This is a genomic window from Streptococcus toyakuensis (assembly GCF_024346585.1).
Lineage (GTDB): Bacteria > Bacillota > Bacilli > Lactobacillales > Streptococcaceae > Streptococcus > Streptococcus toyakuensis.
Genome location: NZ_AP024523.1, coordinates 1,423,523 through 1,438,962, shown reverse-complemented (window position 1 = coordinate 1,438,962; position 15,440 = coordinate 1,423,523). Strand labels below are relative to the sequence as shown.

Sequence of the window (15,440 nt, the reverse complement as noted above, 5' to 3'; positions counted from 1 at the left end):
AAACGAGCTTGGATATTTCCTAGCTCATTTTTTAACCACTTTTTCTGAGAAAGTCACGAATACTTGCCAACTCTTCTGAGTTTAGGGGGCGGTAGTCTCCCTCTTGAAGATTATCATCCAAGCTCCAAGGTCCAAAATAGGTGCGTTTGAGAGAAGTCACCTTGACACCAACCGAGAGGAACATTTTTTTTACCTGATGAAATTTCCCCTCTGAAATGGTAATAGAGGTTTGACTGTGGGAAGGACTTGCAGATAGAATTTCTAGGCTTGCAGGTTTACAGTTAGTACCATCTAAAAAGACAATTCCTTTTTGAAAGGCTTGGATATGGTCAGGTGTTAGAAGTCCATTAACCTCAACATGATAAGTCTTATCGACATGATACTGGGGATGGAGGAGCTGAAAGCCCAAGGGACCGTTATCGGTCAAGAGGAGGAGTCCTGTCGTATCTCGGTCCAGTCGGCCGACGGCATAGAGCTTGTCAGACTGGATGTCAGGCGGAAGGAGGTCCATGACGGTCGGAAGTTCCTTGTCTTTGTTGGCTGTAACGACACCAGCAGGCTTATGAAGCATAAGGTAGGTATGCTCATAGCCGTGAATGATACGGTCCTGAAAAAGAAGTTCTTGTAGTCCTGTATCGATATTCTGAGCTAGGGAGCGGGCTGGGCAACCATCGACTAGAATTTCTCCTTTAAGTAAGGCTTGTTTCATGGCCTTTCGGCTGATTTTTTCTTGGGCTAATAAATTATCTAAACGCATACCTGCCTATCTTATCATAAGTCGCTTGCTTTGAAAAGGCTTGATGTGAAAAGAAAAGCGGAGTGAAAACATTTACACTTGCTTGAGTTATGTTATTTACCTGAAATTATGGTATAATCGTTCAGTTAGAAAATAAATTTTGAATATTATAGAGGAAATCATGACAAAATTAAGAGAAGATATCCGTAACATTGCGATTATCGCCCACGTTGACCACGGTAAAACAACCCTCGTTGACGAATTATTGAAACAATCAGAAACGCTTGATGCACGTACTGAATTGGCTGAGCGTGCTATGGACTCAAACGATATTGAAAAAGAGCGTGGAATTACCATCCTTGCTAAAAATACAGCCGTTGCCTACAACGGAACTCGTATCAACATCATGGATACACCAGGACACGCGGACTTCGGTGGAGAAGTTGAGCGTATCATGAAAATGGTTGACGGTGTTGTCTTGGTCGTAGATGCCTACGAAGGAACCATGCCACAAACTCGTTTCGTATTGAAAAAAGCCTTGGAACAAGACCTTGTCCCAATCGTGGTTGTTAACAAAATCGACAAACCATCAGCTCGCCCAGCAGAAGTAGTGGATGAAGTATTGGAACTTTTCATCGAGCTTGGTGCAGATGATGACCAACTTGACTTCCCAGTGGTGTATGCTTCAGCTATTAACGGAACTTCTTCATTGTCAGATGATCCAGCTGACCAAGAAGCTACTATGGCACCAATCTTTGATACGATTATCGACCATATTCCAGCTCCAGTAGATAACTCAGATGAGCCTTTGCAATTCCAAGTATCGCTTTTGGACTACAATGACTTCGTTGGACGTATCGGTATTGGACGTGTCTTCCGTGGTACTGTTAAGGTTGGGGACCAAGTTACCCTTTCTAAACTTGATGGCACAACTAAAAACTTCCGTGTTACTAAACTCTTCGGTTTCTTTGGTTTGGAACGTCGTGAAATCCAAGAAGCTAAAGCAGGTGACTTGATTGCCGTTTCAGGTATGGAAGATATCTTTGTCGGTGAAACCATTACTCCGACAGATGCAGTAGAAGCTCTTCCAATCCTACACATCGATGAGCCAACTCTTCAAATGACTTTCTTGGTCAACAACTCACCATTTGCTGGTAAAGAAGGTAAATGGGTAACTTCTCGTAAGGTAGAAGAACGCTTGCAGGCAGAATTGCAAACAGACGTTTCCCTCCGTGTTGACCCAACTGATTCACCAGACAAATGGACTGTTTCAGGACGTGGAGAATTGCACTTATCAATTCTTATCGAAACTATGCGTCGTGAAGGATATGAACTTCAAGTATCTCGTCCAGAAGTTATCGTAAAAGAAATCGACGGTGTCAAATGTGAGCCATTTGAACGTGTTCAAATCGATACTCCAGAAGAATACCAAGGGTCTGTTATCCAAAGCCTTTCTGAACGTAAGGGTGAAATGTTGGATATGATTTCAACTGGTAATGGTCAAACTCGTTTGGTCTTCCTTGTTCCAGCGCGTGGTTTGATTGGATACTCAACTGAGTTCTTGTCAATGACTCGTGGTTACGGTATCATGAACCATACCTTCGACCAATACTTGCCATTGATTCCAGGTGAAATTGGTGGTCGTCACCGTGGTGCCCTTGTTTCTATCGATGCTGGTAAGGCTACAACTTACTCAATCATGTCTATCGAAGAACGTGGTACGATCTTTGTCAACCCAGGTACTGAGGTTTACGAAGGAATGATTATCGGTGAAAACTCTCGTGAAAACGACTTGACAGTTAACATCACTAAGGCTAAACAAATGACCAACGTCCGTTCAGCTACTAAGGATCAAACGGCTGTTATCAAGACTCCTCGTATCTTGACACTTGAAGAGTCTCTTGAGTTCTTGAACGACGATGAGTACATGGAAGTAACTCCTGAGTCTATCCGTTTGCGTAAACAAATCCTTAACAAGGCAGAGCGTGAGAAAGCTAACAAGAAGAAAAAATCAGCTGAATAAGAGCTAGAAAGAGATAAAAATGGTTTATTCAATCATAGGACTCCTCTTATTACTACTCTACGTATTTGCGACACCAGAAAGCATTAAAGGGACTGTCAATATCGTCCTTGTCGTCTTTGCTTTTGTAGCACTCTTGATTTTGCTCATGTTGTCAGTTCTGCAAATCTTTCAGCTACCGACAGAATTCTTTATCGCAATTGCCATGCTCTTCCTAGCATACTTTAGCTTGCGAGATATTACCCTCATGTCGGTCAGTAAAAGTAAAAGAAGATAAAAAGAGAGTTTTGGCTCTCTTTTTGCTTGTTAGAATGCTGAATCTGAGCATTTTCGTTTAGAATTATTTCCATAAAAATGGTAAAATAGTAAGAGTAGAAATGGAGTTCGAGACATGAAAGTAATAGATCAATTTAAAAATAAGAAAGTCCTTGTTTTAGGTTTGGCCAAGTCTGGTGAATCTGCAGCTCGTTTGTTGGACAAGCTAGGTGCCATTGTGACAGTAAATGATGGGAAACCTTTCGAGGACAATCCAGCTGCGCAAAGTTTGCTGGAAGAAGGGATCAAGGTTATCACAGGTGGTCATCCTTTGGAACTCTTGGATGAAGAGTTTGCCCTTATGGTGAAAAATCCAGGCATCCCCTATAGCAATCCTATGATTGAAAAGGCTTTGGCAAAGGGAATTCCAGTCTTGACTGAGGTGGAATTGGCTTACTTGATTTCAGAAGCGCCAATTATCGGTATCACAGGTTCGAACGGTAAAACAACCACAACGACTATGATTGGGGAAGTTTTGACTGCGGCTGGACAACATGGTCTTTTATCAGGAAATATCGGCTATCCAGCTAGTCAAGTGGCTCAAACTGCGTCAGACAAGGACACTCTTGTTATGGAACTTTCTTCTTTCCAACTTATGGGAGTTCAAGAATTCCATCCAGAGATTGCGGTTATTACCAACCTCATGCCAACTCATATCGACTACCACGGTTCTTTTGAGGAATATGTAGCAGCCAAGTGGAATATCCAGAACAAGATGACAGTGGCTGATTTCCTTGTCTTGAACTTTAACCAAGACTTGGCAAAAGAATTAGCTACTAAAACACAAGCTACAGTTGTACCATTCTCAACACTTGAAAAGGTTGATGGAGCTTATCTGGAAGATGGTCAGCTCTACTTTCGTGGAGAAGTGGTCATGGAAGTTAGTGAAATCGGTGTTCCAGGTAGCCACAATGTGGAAAATGCCCTTGCGACTATTGCTGTAGCCAAGATCCGTGGTGTAGACAACCAAACCATCAAGGAAACTCTTTCAGCCTTTGGTGGTGTCAAACACCGTCTCCAATTTGTGGATGAAATCAAGGGTGTCAAATTCTATAATGATAGCAAGTCAACCAATATCTTGGCTACTCAAAAAGCCTTGTCAGGATTTGACAACAGCAAGGTCATTTTGATTGCAGGTGGTTTGGACCGTGGTAATGAGTTTGACGAATTGGTTCCAGACATTACTGGACTCAAGAAGATGGTCATCCTCGGTCAGTCTGCCGAACGTGTCAAACGGGCAGCAGACAAGGCTGGTGTGTCTTATGTGGATGCGACTGATATTGCTGATGCGACCCGCAAGGCCTATGAACTTGCGACTCAAGGAGATGTGGTTCTTCTCAGTCCTGCCAATGCCAGCTGGGATATGTATGCTAACTTTGAAGTACGTGGCGACCTCTTTATCGACACAGTAGCGGAGTTAAAGGAATAATATGAAAAAAATTGTCTTTACAGGTGGGGGGACGGTTGGACACGTTACCCTCAATCTTTTGTTAATGCCCAAGTTCATCGAAGATGGCTGGGAAGTCCACTATATCGGAGATAAACGTGGCATCGAACACCAAGAAATCCTCAAGTCGGGTCTAGATGTCACCTTCCATTCCATTGCGACCGGAAAATTGCGTCGTTATTTCTCTTGGCAAAATATGCTGGACGTCTTTAAAGTTGGATGGGGAATTGTCCAATCGCTCTTTATCATGTTGCGACTTTGTCCACAGGCTCTTTTTTCAAAGGGAGGCTTTGTCTCTGTGCCACCTGTTATCGCAGCACGTGTTTCAGGAGTGCCAGTCTTTATTCACGAATCTGACCTGTCTATGGGCTTGGCCAATAAAATCGCCTATAAATTTGCGACGAAGATGTATTCAACCTTTGAACAAGCTTCAAGTTTGTCTAAGGTCGAGCATGTGGGAGCGGTGACCAAGGTTTCGGACAAAAACACTCCAGAACCAGATGAATTGGTGGATATTCAAACCCACTTTAATCCCCAATTGCCAACTGTATTGTTTGTCGGTGGTTCTGCAGGCGCTCGTGTCTTTAACCAATTGGTGACAGACCATAAGAAAGAGCTGACCGAGCGCTACAATATTATCAATCTAACTGGAGATTCTAGCCTGAACGAGTTGAGCCAAAATCTTTTTCGTGTTGACTATGTGACCAATCTCTATCAACCCTTGATGGAATTGGCTGATATTGTTGTGACACGAGGTGGTGCCAATACGATTTTTGAGCTCTTGGCCATGGCAAAATTACATGTTATTGTGCCACTTGGTCGTGAAGCTAGTCGTGGTGACCAGATTGAGAACGCAGCCTACTTTGTAAAAAAAGGCTATGCAGAAGAGCTTCAAGAAAGTGATTTGACTTTGGATAGTTTGGAAGAGAAGCTGTCTCACTTACTAAGCCACAAGGAAGACTACCAAGCTAAGATGAAGGCTTCCAAGGAATTGAAATCTCTAGCAGATTTTTATCAATTGTTGAAAAAAGATTTATCATAAGGAAAGTAAATGTCAAAAGATAAGAAAAATGAGGGCAAAGAAATCCTCGAAGAATTTAAAGAGTTATCAGAATGGCAGAAACGAAACCAAGAATACCTAAAAAAGAAGGCTGAAGAAGAGGCAGCCCTAGCTGAGGAGAAGGAAAAGGAAAGACAAGCTCGAATGGCTTCAAAATCTGAAAAGTCAGATGCAACTGAGGACCAAGAGAGTGAATCTGACCCAAAGGCCCCAGAATCAGCTAAGGAAGAGTCTGAGGAAAAAGTAGAATCCTCAGAGGCTGACAAAGAGGAAGAAGAGATAGAAGAATCAGGGTCTAAAGAGAAGGAGGAACAGGATAAAAATCTTGCTAAAAAGGAAAAACCAGCCAAAGCAAAGATTCCTGGCCTCCATATCTTACGAGCCTTCACGATTTTATTTCCAAGTTTGCTTTTATTGATTGTCTCTGCCTACTTACTCAGTCCTTATGCGACCATGAAGGATATCCGTGTTGAGGGAACGGTGCAAACTACGGCTGATGATATTCGACAGGCTTCGGGCATTCAGGATTCGGATTATACGATTAATCTTCTGCTAGACAAGGCAAAATATGAAGAGCAGATCAAGTCTAACTATTGGGTTGAATCAGCTCAGCTTGTTTATCAATTTCCAACCAAGTTCACTATCAAGGTCAAGGAATACGATATTGTTGCTTACTATGTTTCTGGTGAAAATCATTATCCAATCCTTTCAAGCGGTCAGCTTGAGACTAGTTCTGTGAGCTTGGTCAGTTTGCCAGAAACTTATATATCAGTTCTCTTTAATGACAGCGAACAAATCAAGGCTTTTGTCTCAGAACTTGCTCAAATTAGCCCAGAACTCAAGGCGGCTATCCAAAAGGTGGAACTAGCCCCAAGCAAGGTGACTTCCGATTTAATTCGATTGACCATGAATGATTCGGACGAAGTCTTGGTTCCCCTGTCTGAAATGAGCAAGAAATTGCCTTATTACAGCAAGATTAAACCTCAATTGTCAGAACCAAGTGTGGTCGATATGGAAGCTGGAATTTACAGCTACACTGTGGCGGATAAATTAATTATGGAAGCTGAGGAAAAAGCCAAACAAGAGGCTAAGGAAGCAGAGAAAAAACAGGAAGAAGAACAGAAAAAACAAGAGGAAGAGAGCAATCGAAATCAAACAAATCAGCGCTCATCGCGTCGCTAGTTTTAGCTTTTCTCCTATAGCTCTTTAGTTGCCATGTTTTTACTTGACAAGTGCTAGTAGAAATAATAGAATAATAGAAAACCTTTAAAGCAGTCCAGAGAGGCAGCTAAGGTTAGACGGTGAAAGGGTGGAGACTACCCATTTTTCGTGGAACCTTGCTGTTGGCTGGTTCCTTTTTTCGTGGCTTCTTGTGGCCAGACTCTCTCACTAGCAAAGGTAAAAGGAGAAACCTATGCGAGAACATCGTCCAGTTATTGCTCTTGATTTTCCTAGTTTTGAGGCGGTCAAGGAATTTTTAGCTCTTTTCCCAGCAGAAGAAAGCCTTTATCTAAAGGTAGGGATGGAGCTCTATTACGCAACGGGGCCTGAGACTGTGTCTTACTTGAAAGATCTGGGGCACAGTGTCTTTTTGGATCTCAAGCTTCATGACATTCCCAATACAGTCAAGTCAGCCATGAAGGTTTTGTCTCAGCTTGGTGTGGATATGACTAATGTTCATGCGGCTGGGGGTGTAGAGATGATGAAGGCGGCGCGTGAAGGTCTTGGAAACCAAGCGAAGTTGATTGCAGTTACTCAGCTGACATCAACATCAGAAGCTCAGATGCAGGAGTTTCAAAACATCCAAACCAGTCTGCAGGAGTCTGTGATCCACTATGCCAAGAAGACAGCTGAGGCGGGCTTGGATGGTGTCGTTTGCTCGGCTCAGGAAGTGCAAGTCATCAAACAGGCTACCAATCAAGATTTTATCTGCTTGACACCAGGGATTCGTCCAGCGGGAGCTGCAGTTGGAGACCAAAAACGCGTTATGACGCCAGCGGATGCCTATCAAATAGGTAGTGACTATATCGTGGTGGGACGTCCCATTACCCAAGCTGAGGATCCTGTTGCAGCTTATAATGCTATCAAAGATGAATGGAACCAAGACTGGAATTAAAGAATTAGATTAGAAAAATAAAAGGAGAATACCATGACACTTGCTAAAGATATCGCTAGCCACCTCTTGAAAATTCAAGCAATTTACCTCAAACCAGAGGAGCCTTTCACTTGGGCATCTGGTATCAAGTCACCGATTTACACGGATAATCGTGTGACACTAGCCTATCCAGAAACTCGTACCTTAATTGAAAATGGCTTTGTGGAAGCTATCAAAGAAGCCTTTCCAGATGTAGAAGTGATTGCAGGGACTGCAACAGCAGGGATTCCACACGGAGCTATTATTGCTGATAAGATGAATTTGCCATTTGCCTATATCCGTAGCAAACCAAAAGACCACGGAGCTGGTAACCAAATCGAAGGACGCGTAGCTCAGGGTCAAAAAATGGTAGTGGTTGAAGATCTTATTTCAACAGGTGGTTCTGTTCTTGAAGCAGTAGCAGCAGCCAAGCGAGAAGGAGCAGATGTGCTTGGTGTAGTAGCAATTTTCAGTTACCAATTGCCAAAAGCAGATAAGAACTTCTCAGATGCAGGTGTCAAACTTGTGACGCTTTCTAACTACAGTGAACTCATCCACCTAGCCCAAGAAGAAGGCTATATCACACCAGAAGGGCTCGACCTTCTAAAACGATTTAAAGAAGACCAAGAAAATTGGCAAAATGCTTAAAACATAGAAAATCAGGTAGTCACTAGGATTACCTGATTTCTTTTTGTGATTTCATTGAGTATTAGTTGACTTTTCCGCCTTCAACAACAAGGTCATCTGCCTTAGCAGCGTCACCGTAGGTTGGGTGAAGTGTTTTTTCATAGGCCTTGTGGAAGAAGTTTTCCTTGCCTAATTTTTCAATATCTTTATTGATGAAGTCTAGCAATTCTTGGTTACCTTTTTGAACTGCTGCTGCGATGGTATCTGGGTCACCAAGGGAAGTAATTCCAACTTCAAATCCTTTATTTTCAAGCGCCCAAGCTAGGACTTCCGTATTGTCAGTAGAGAAGGCATCTCCGCGTCCGTCAAGAAGTGCTTGGTAAGAGTCACTGTATTGGTCATATTTTTGGAGTTTGATTTCTGGATGATTTTTTTCAAAATAAGTCTCAGCAGTTGTTCCTTTTGTGACAATCAAGGTTTTACCTTCCAATTGTTTGACATCTGTAATGAGACCAGTCTTAGGTGATACGACACCAAGTGAAACTTTCATGTAAGGAAGGGCAAAATCAACTTGTTTCTTACGTTCATCAGTTACTGTAAAGTTAGCAAGAGTAATATCCACCTTGTTTGAAATCAAGTATTCAGCACGATTGGCAGCATCGACTGAAACGTATTTAACCTTGACACCAAGGTCTTGTGCCAGTTGGTTTCCAAGCTCAATATCGTAACCTTGGTAAGAACCGTCATTGTCAACGTAACCAAACGGTTTTTTGTCTCCAAATACGGCGATTCGTAGCTCACCGCTTTTTTTGATTTCATCAATTGTGCGAGCCTTGGCAGTGGTTTTGCCAGATGATGAACCAGCATTTCCACCTGAGCTACAAGCTGTGACAAAGATAAGGGCAAAGGCAAGTGCCAAAACAGTTAAGAGTGGTTTGAATAGTTTCATAAAAATCTCCTTTATAGATATGAGCCAAATTGGCTAAAGTCAAAGACATTTAAAAATTCCTGGGCTCGTTTGGTTTGCGGATTGGTAAAGAAGGCTTGAGCTGTTCCTTCTTCAGCGATTTTCCCTTGGTCGAGGAAGATAATCCGATCGGCAATTGCTTGGGCAAACTGCATTTCGTGAGTTACTAAAATCATGGTACGGCCTTCTTGGGCCAAATCATTGATGAGTTCCAGAACTTCACGCACCATTTCTGGATCCAGTGAAGCGGTCACTTCATCAAAGAGGATGATTTCTGGATGCATGAGCAGGGCACGGACAATCGCAACCCGTTGCTTCTGTCCGCCAGATAATTGACGGGCAAAGCTATGTTGTTTATCAAGCAATCCAACACGCTCTAGTAATTGCAAAGCTTCTTCCGTTACTTCCTTCTTGTCTCTTCCCTGAGCCTTGATAGGACCTAGGATGAGGTTTTGTAGGACATCTAGATGGGGAAAGAGTTCATAGCTTTGAAAGACCATGCCAATCTTTTGGCGAACTAAGTGAAAGTCTTTCTGATTGCCAATAATGGACTGGCCATCCAGAAGAATATCTCCACCTTGAATACTTTCTAAGCCATTGAGGCAACGAAGGAGGGTACTTTTCCCACAACCAGATGGCCCTAGGATGACGACAACTTCCCCTTTTTTGATATCTAGAGATAGACCTTGGAGGATAGGATTGTCTCCGAAGGATTTTTTTAGTTCCTTGATTTCTAAAATAGTTTCAGACATTTAGTTCCTCCAATGTTTTTCTAGGTGAGTGGATAGTTTGGAAATAGGGAAACAGACTGCGAAATACAAGACTAGAATGGTTCCATAAATCCAGAAGGAAGCAGTTGGGATGGTCAGGCGATTGCTATCGATGATTTGTTGTCCAACCTTTGTAACCTCAACAACCCCTATCAAAACAACCAAGGAAGTGGTTTTAATCATCCGAGTAACCAGATTGATAGCCTGCGGTAGCAATCTTCTCAAGACCTGTGGGATGATGATGTGGTAGTAAAGCTGAACGTTTGTCAAACCTAGTGCCTGTCCACTTTCAAACTGATGCTTAGGGAGGGAAGTGATGGCTCCACGGACCAAGTCCCCCATTTCAGCTGTTCCCCAGAGGGTGAAAACGATAATAGCAGAAGTCTCACCTGAGATATTGATATTAAAGTTTCGAGCCAAGCCAAAGTAAACGATGAAGAGTAGCACCAGTTGGGGCATGATACGGATGAATTCCAGATACAATCGTGTTAAAAATCGTATGATTCTAGAATGGGAGGTCATGATGATTCCCATGACTGTCCCGAATATCATGGATAAGAGGACAGATAGGATGGATATCCCAATCGTAACGCTCAATCCCTGTAAGATTCTCAGGAGATTATTTCCCTGAAAGAGTACTTGGATTCCCGAATCCTGCATGGCGGAGCCTCCTTTCTATCCAGCTAAAGACCAGTGAGATGGGGAGCAACATGATAAGGTAAGCAACTACCAACATAGTTAGCGCAATGTCTGTCTCATAATAGAGTCCAATCAAGTCCTTGGCGACGTACATGAGGTCGGCCAAAGCTACTGCTGAGAAAACAGAGGTTTCCTTGATGAGGAAAATGACATTGGCACTAAAAGACGGTAGGGCCACCGCTGTTGCTTGCGGAAGAACTACATAGCGAAAGACCTGCACAGGTGTCAGACCGATTGCTAATCCAATCTCCTGCTGGGTTTGACTGACGGCTTCCAGCCCACTTCGGAAAGATTCTGCCATATAGGAGCCTCCTAAAAAGACCAGTCCTAAAGCGGCACAGACTTCTGAAGATAGGACAATCCCTATTTGGGGAAGTCCGAAGTAGAGAAAGAAGAGTTGAATCAAAAGGGGCGTATTACGTGACAATTCAATATAGGCTGTCGCTACTTGCGCCAAAACAGGGATTCGATAATGTCGGATGATACTAACGATTAAACCGAGCAGAAAGGATCCCAGAATTCCCCAAACTGCAATATGCAAGGTTAGAAAGAATGCCTTTTGATATAGTGGTAGATATTGTTCAACAATGGACCAATCCAAAAATAGAACCTCCCATCTAGAAATAATACAGTTATTGTAGCACTTAAAATCTTCTTTGGATAATATCTATTTTTTATTGCCGTTATAAGGATTTTTTATCATAGACATAAAATTTCTGAAATTTACAAACAAAATATTTGAAAAGTTTTGAAAAAAGAGTTAAGATATTTTTGTAATATACAAAGTAAACGCTTACTTATCAAGGAGGACATTTTATGTCATACAAAACAAGCAATGCAGAAGGTCATGTAGATTTCATCAATACCTATGATTTGGAACCAATGGCGCAACAAGTGATCCCTAAAGCAGCCTTTGGTTATATCGCTAGTGGGGCGGAAGATACTTTCACTTTAAGAGAGAATATCCGCGCCTTTAACCACAAACTCATCGTTCCTCATACACTTTGCAATGTAGAAAATCCAAGTACAGAGATTGAGTTTGCAGGCGAAAAATTGTCTTCACCAATCATTATGGCGCCTGTTGCGGCTCATAAATTAGCGAATGAACAGGGTGAAGTGGCGACTGCGCGTGGTGTGCATGAGTTTGGTTCTCTTTACACAACTAGCTCTTACTCTACTGTAGATCTTCCAGAAATTACGGAAGCCCTTCAAGGGACACCTCATTGGTTCCAATTTTACTTTAGTAAAGATGATGGAATCAACCGCCACATCATGGACCGTGTGAAGGCTGAAGGTTATAAAGCGATTGTCTTGACGGCAGATGCGACTGTAGGGGGCAATCGTGAGGTGGACAAACGTAATGGTTTTGTCTTCCCAGTTGGCATGCCGATTGTTGAAGAATACCTGCCAGAAGGTGCTGGTAAATCAATGGACTTTGTTTACAAATCAGCTAAACAACGCTTGTCTCCACGTGATGTAGAATTTATCGCTGAATACTCAGGACTTCCTGTTTATGTCAAGGGACCACAATGCCGTGAGGACGTTGAACGTTCGCTTGCTGCAGGTGCTTCTGGTATCTGGGTGACCAACCATGGTGGCCGTCAAATCGACGGTGGACCAGCTGCCTTCGATTCACTTCAAGAAGTAGCTGAAGCAGTTGATAAACGTGTGCCAATTGTCTTTGACTCTGGTATTCGTCGTGGCCAACACGTCTTTAAAGCCTTGGCTTCAGGAGCAGACTTGGTAGCTATTGGCCGCCCGGTTATCTATGGCTTGGCTCTCGGCGGTAGTGTTGGTGTGCGTCAAGTCTTTGAACACTTGAATGCAGAATTGAAGACAGTTATGCAGTTATCTGGAACTCAGACTATTGAAGATGTCAAACACTTCAAACTCCGTCACAACCCATACAACCCAACCTTCCCAGTTGACCACGCGACTTAAAATTGTATTGATAAAAAGATTGCCTCCACTGAATGTGGAGGTTTTTGTTTGTGTTTTGAACGTTTTGTTTTAATAAAGGGAAATCGTATCAAAATCTATATAAATATATTTTTCAGTCAAATATCTTGCTAGGGCTTTCATTTTTTGCTATACTGGTGCAGTAATTAAATAATAAAGACATTTGGGGTGCTTTAAGCTGAGATGATACCCATTGAACCTGATACAGTTAAGACTGGCGAAGGGAAATGTGAACAGTTTTTTTCGTATAGCGAAATGAACGATCTAATCTTGTAAGTCAACTCTAATTCTCGATTGTAATTGGAGTTTTTTTTGTTTATACAAACTGGATAGGCTTGTTTAGGTAGCTCTCTGCAAATGCCCTCGATGTTCTTTAAAAGTATCAGGTGGAATTACGATTTTGCTTGGTATCTCTTGATATTTTATTGATTACTAAGGAGTAAAGAAAGGAAAAATAAATATGGAAACACAAGACTATGCATTTGAGTCAGGTTTGACCGTTGGAGAATTATTAAAAAGCAGTCAGAAGGATTGGCAGGCTGCAATCAATCATCGTTTTGTTAAGGAACTTTTTGCGGGGACAATTGAGAATAAGGTCTTAAAAGACTACCTAATTCAAGATTATCACTTCTTTGATGCCTTCTTATCCATGCTGGGTGCCTGCGTAGCCCACGCAGACCAGCTTGAATCCAAGCTTCGTTTTGCCAAGCAACTAGGCTTTCTTGAAGCAGATGAAGACGGTTATTTCCAGAAGGCTTTCAAAGAGTTAAAAGTATCTGAGAATGATTATCTGGAAGTGACCTTGCATCCTGTAACAAAAGCCTTTCAGGATCTAATGTATTCGGCAGTGGATTCATCAAACTATGCCCATCTTTTGGTCATGCTGGTCATTGCAGAAGGTCTCTATTTAGACTGGGGTTCTAAAGATTTGGCTCTACCTGAAGCCTACATTCATTCGGAATGGATTAATCTCCACAGAGGTCCTTTCTTTGCAGAGTGGGTTCAATTTCTGGTTGATGAACTCAATCGTGTTGGGAAAGGTCTAGAAGATTTGACAGAACTTCAGCAACGCTGGAACCAAGCAGTCGCTTTAGAATTAGCCTTTTTTGATATTGGCTATGACGCCTAGTGAAGGTTTAGGATATTTACAAATTTGATGAGGTAAATCATTCAATGTAAATGAAAAAATTTCTTAACGAAAGATAGAAATAAATCGAAATCAGTAGATCGTATAAAGTGAAAAGGAAGGATTTCAATATGACAAGTTTAAAATTATTAAAAGAAAAAGCACCTTTGATCATTTGCATAACCAACGATGTAGTAAAAAATTTCACAGCAAATGGATTAGTAGCACTGGGTGCATCACCAGCCATGAGTGAGTTTCCAGCAGATTTAGAGGATTTGTTAAAGTATGCTGGTGGTTTATTAATAAACATAGGAACATTGACAGATGAAAATTGGAAATTATACCAAGCTGCTCTGAAAATTGCAGAGAAATATAATGTCCCAGCAGTTTTAGATCCTGTAGCCTGTGGAGCAGGAGAATATAGAAAAAAAGTAGCAGATGATCTAATCAATAATTACAAACTGGCAGCGATTAGGGGAAATGCTGGCGAGATTGCCTCTTTAGTAGGAATAAATGTGGCATCTAAAGGAGTAGATAGTGCAGGCGTAGATAATATTGACGAAATTGCTCTAGCAGCAAATGAGAAGTTCAATATTCCAATAGTAGTAACAGGTGAAGTGGATGCTATTGCGGTAAATGGAGAAGTGGTAACGATTCATAATGGTAGTGCCATGATGCCAAAAGTTATTGGAACTGGATGTTTATTAGGGGCAGTGGTAGCAAGCTTTATCGGACTAGAAAAAGGTCAAGAATTGAAATCATTAGAAACAGCAATGTTGGTTTACAATATCGCTGGAGAAATGGCAGAAAAACGTCCAAATGGAGATCTTCCTGGAACATTTAAAGTTGAATTTATAAATGCCTTATACGAGATTACAGATGAAGATGTAAAGAAATTCAAAAGAGTGAAGTAAGATGTTTCAAAAAGAATTACTAAAACTATATTTTATTTGTGGAACGACTACTTGCCAGGGAAAAGATCTATATAGAGTCGTTGAGGAAGCCTTAAAAGGTGGTATAACCTTATTTCAATTCCGTGAAAAAGGTGAGGGGGCCCTGGAAGGTAAAGAAAAAGTCGAATTAGCAATTAAACTACAGGATCTTTGTAAAAAATACAATGTTCCGTTTGTTGTTAATGATGATATTGATTTGGCGATGGAAATTGACGCTGATGGCGTACATGTAGGACAAGATGACCTTGGAGTTGATGAAATTAGAAAATTGATGCCAGATAAAATAATTGGTCTTTCTATAAAAACGAGGAAGAATTTCAACAATCAAAAGTTGAATATGTAGATTATGTCGGTGTTGGTCCTGTATTTGATACCCAGTCAAAGGATGATGCTGGTGGTGCTATAGGTTATGAAGGTCTTAAATTGATGCGGACACTATTGCCACAAATGCCCTTAGTTGCAATTGGTGGGATACAGACGAAACATATTAAAGACATTATGAAGACCAATGTTGACGGTGTTTCAATCATTTCAGCAATATCGTATGCAAAAAATATAGAAAAAACTGTTCGAGAAATGAGTGAACAATAGGTATCGATCTAACCAAAGAAAGATCTGCTGTATTTG

General features: G+C 41.6%; 14 protein-coding genes, 2 pseudogenes and 1 riboswitch. Of the genes and pseudogenes, 11 read left to right on the top strand and 5 right to left on the bottom strand.

Annotation, left to right across the window (positions count from 1 at the left end; translation table 11 throughout):
• Positions 1-31: 31 nt before the first annotated feature.
• Positions 32-757, bottom strand: a complete 726-nt coding sequence (locus STYK_RS07415; RefSeq protein WP_261804792.1) for a 16S rRNA pseudouridine(516) synthase — start codon at positions 755-757, stop codon at positions 32-34.
• Positions 758-917: 160 nt separating this feature from the next.
• Between STYK_RS07415 and typA the strand changes: the two genes are divergently transcribed.
• The 7 genes from typA to pyrE all read left to right on the top strand — a co-directional run bounded on the left by typA (position 918) and on the right by pyrE (position 8,360).
• On the top strand, positions 918-2,759 hold the full coding sequence (gene typA, locus STYK_RS07410) for a translational GTPase TypA (RefSeq protein WP_000164111.1): 1,842 nt from the start codon (positions 918-920) through the stop codon (positions 2,757-2,759).
• Positions 2,760-2,778: 19 nt separating this feature from the next.
• The gene (locus STYK_RS07405) at positions 2,779-3,033 is read left to right on the top strand and encodes a DUF3165 family protein (protein WP_261102085.1); all 255 of its coding nucleotides are present in this window, start codon (positions 2,779-2,781) and stop codon (positions 3,031-3,033) included.
• Positions 3,034-3,147: 114 nt separating this feature from the next.
• Positions 3,148-4,500 (top strand): UDP-N-acetylmuramoyl-L-alanine--D-glutamate ligase, encoded by a 1,353-nt coding sequence (gene murD / locus STYK_RS07400; protein ID WP_173275663.1) that lies wholly within the window; start codon positions 3,148-3,150, stop codon positions 4,498-4,500.
• A gap of 1 nt (position 4,501) precedes the next feature.
• Positions 4,502-5,560: a UDP-N-acetylglucosamine--N-acetylmuramyl-(pentapeptide) pyrophosphoryl-undecaprenol N-acetylglucosamine transferase gene (locus tag STYK_RS07395; protein ID WP_261804791.1), complete on the top strand. Its 1,059-nt coding sequence runs from the start codon at positions 4,502-4,504 to the stop codon at positions 5,558-5,560.
• A 9-nt stretch (positions 5,561-5,569) separates the two neighbouring features.
• Positions 5,570-6,760 (top strand): cell division protein FtsQ/DivIB, encoded by a 1,191-nt coding sequence (locus tag STYK_RS07390; protein ID WP_261804790.1) that lies wholly within the window; start codon positions 5,570-5,572, stop codon positions 6,758-6,760.
• Positions 6,761-6,992: 232 nt separating this feature from the next.
• A complete protein-coding gene (gene pyrF, locus STYK_RS07385) occupies positions 6,993-7,694 on the top strand; it encodes an orotidine-5'-phosphate decarboxylase (RefSeq protein WP_119919979.1) in 702 nt (233 codons plus the stop codon).
• Between the two features lie 33 nt (positions 7,695-7,727).
• The gene (gene pyrE, locus STYK_RS07380; protein WP_261102090.1) at positions 7,728-8,360 is read left to right on the top strand and encodes an orotate phosphoribosyltransferase; all 633 of its coding nucleotides are present in this window, start codon (positions 7,728-7,730) and stop codon (positions 8,358-8,360) included.
• Positions 8,361-8,421: 61 nt separating this feature from the next.
• On the opposite strand, the gene STYK_RS07375 is transcribed toward pyrE, so the two are convergent.
• From STYK_RS07375 to STYK_RS07360, 4 genes are read right to left on the bottom strand one after another with little or no spacing between them, the layout of a single operon-like run.
• The gene (locus tag STYK_RS07375; RefSeq protein WP_060806258.1) at positions 8,422-9,288 is read right to left on the bottom strand and encodes a cysteine ABC transporter substrate-binding protein; all 867 of its coding nucleotides are present in this window, start codon (positions 9,286-9,288) and stop codon (positions 8,422-8,424) included.
• A gap of 11 nt (positions 9,289-9,299) precedes the next feature.
• The gene (locus tag STYK_RS07370) at positions 9,300-10,058 is read right to left on the bottom strand and encodes an amino acid ABC transporter ATP-binding protein (protein WP_125448134.1); all 759 of its coding nucleotides are present in this window, start codon (positions 10,056-10,058) and stop codon (positions 9,300-9,302) included.
• Positions 10,059-10,736, bottom strand: a complete 678-nt coding sequence (locus STYK_RS07365; protein WP_045611976.1) for an amino acid ABC transporter permease — start codon at positions 10,734-10,736, stop codon at positions 10,059-10,061. It lies immediately after the preceding gene.
• Entirely contained in the window at positions 10,696-11,376 is a 681-nt protein-coding gene (locus tag STYK_RS07360; protein WP_045611974.1) for an amino acid ABC transporter permease, read from the bottom strand. Before STYK_RS07360 ends, STYK_RS07365 begins: the two co-directional genes overlap by 41 nt.
• Before the next feature lie 215 nt (positions 11,377-11,591).
• Here STYK_RS07360 and lctO point away from each other — a divergent pair.
• The 4 genes and pseudogenes from lctO (at position 11,592) to thiE (ending at position 15,404) form a co-directional block, all read left to right on the top strand.
• A pseudogene (gene lctO / locus STYK_RS07355) lies at positions 11,592-12,727 on the top strand (L-lactate oxidase).
• A 161-nt stretch (positions 12,728-12,888) separates the two neighbouring features.
• Positions 12,889-12,977, top strand: a riboswitch (TPP riboswitch).
• A 217-nt stretch (positions 12,978-13,194) separates the two neighbouring features.
• Entirely contained in the window at positions 13,195-13,863 is a 669-nt protein-coding gene (locus tag STYK_RS07350; protein WP_045611973.1) for a TenA family protein, read from the top strand.
• 128 nt (positions 13,864-13,991) lie between these two features.
• Entirely contained in the window at positions 13,992-14,774 is a 783-nt protein-coding gene (gene thiM, locus STYK_RS07345; protein WP_045611972.1) for a hydroxyethylthiazole kinase, read from the top strand.
• 1 nt (position 14,775) lies between these two features.
• Positions 14,776-15,404 (top strand): annotated as a pseudogene (thiE, locus tag STYK_RS07340) (thiamine phosphate synthase).
• Positions 15,405-15,440: the final 36 nt, after the last annotated feature.

Coding starts and splice junctions, on each gene's coding strand:
- STYK_RS07365 (WP_045611976.1), bottom strand. CDS start 10,736: ATGCAGGATTCGGGAATCCAAGTACTCTTTCAGGGAAATAATCTCCTG.
- typA (WP_000164111.1), top strand. CDS start 918: ATGACAAAATTAAGAGAAGATATCCGTAACATTGCGATTATCGCCCAC.
- STYK_RS07370 (WP_125448134.1), bottom strand. CDS start 10,058: ATGTCTGAAACTATTTTAGAAATCAAGGAACTAAAAAAATCCTTCGGA.
- STYK_RS07415 (WP_261804792.1), bottom strand. CDS start 757: ATGCGTTTAGATAATTTATTAGCCCAAGAAAAAATCAGCCGAAAGGCC.
- thiM (WP_045611972.1), top strand. CDS start 13,992: ATGACAAGTTTAAAATTATTAAAAGAAAAAGCACCTTTGATCATTTGC.
- pyrF (WP_119919979.1), top strand. CDS start 6,993: ATGCGAGAACATCGTCCAGTTATTGCTCTTGATTTTCCTAGTTTTGAG.
- STYK_RS07405 (WP_261102085.1), top strand. CDS start 2,779: ATGGTTTATTCAATCATAGGACTCCTCTTATTACTACTCTACGTATTT.
- pyrE (WP_261102090.1), top strand. CDS start 7,728: ATGACACTTGCTAAAGATATCGCTAGCCACCTCTTGAAAATTCAAGCA.
- murD (WP_173275663.1), top strand. CDS start 3,148: ATGAAAGTAATAGATCAATTTAAAAATAAGAAAGTCCTTGTTTTAGGT.
- STYK_RS07375 (WP_060806258.1), bottom strand. CDS start 9,288: ATGAAACTATTCAAACCACTCTTAACTGTTTTGGCACTTGCCTTTGCC.
- STYK_RS07395 (WP_261804791.1), top strand. CDS start 4,502: ATGAAAAAAATTGTCTTTACAGGTGGGGGGACGGTTGGACACGTTACC.
- STYK_RS07350 (WP_045611973.1), top strand. CDS start 13,195: ATGGAAACACAAGACTATGCATTTGAGTCAGGTTTGACCGTTGGAGAA.
- STYK_RS07390 (WP_261804790.1), top strand. CDS start 5,570: ATGTCAAAAGATAAGAAAAATGAGGGCAAAGAAATCCTCGAAGAATTT.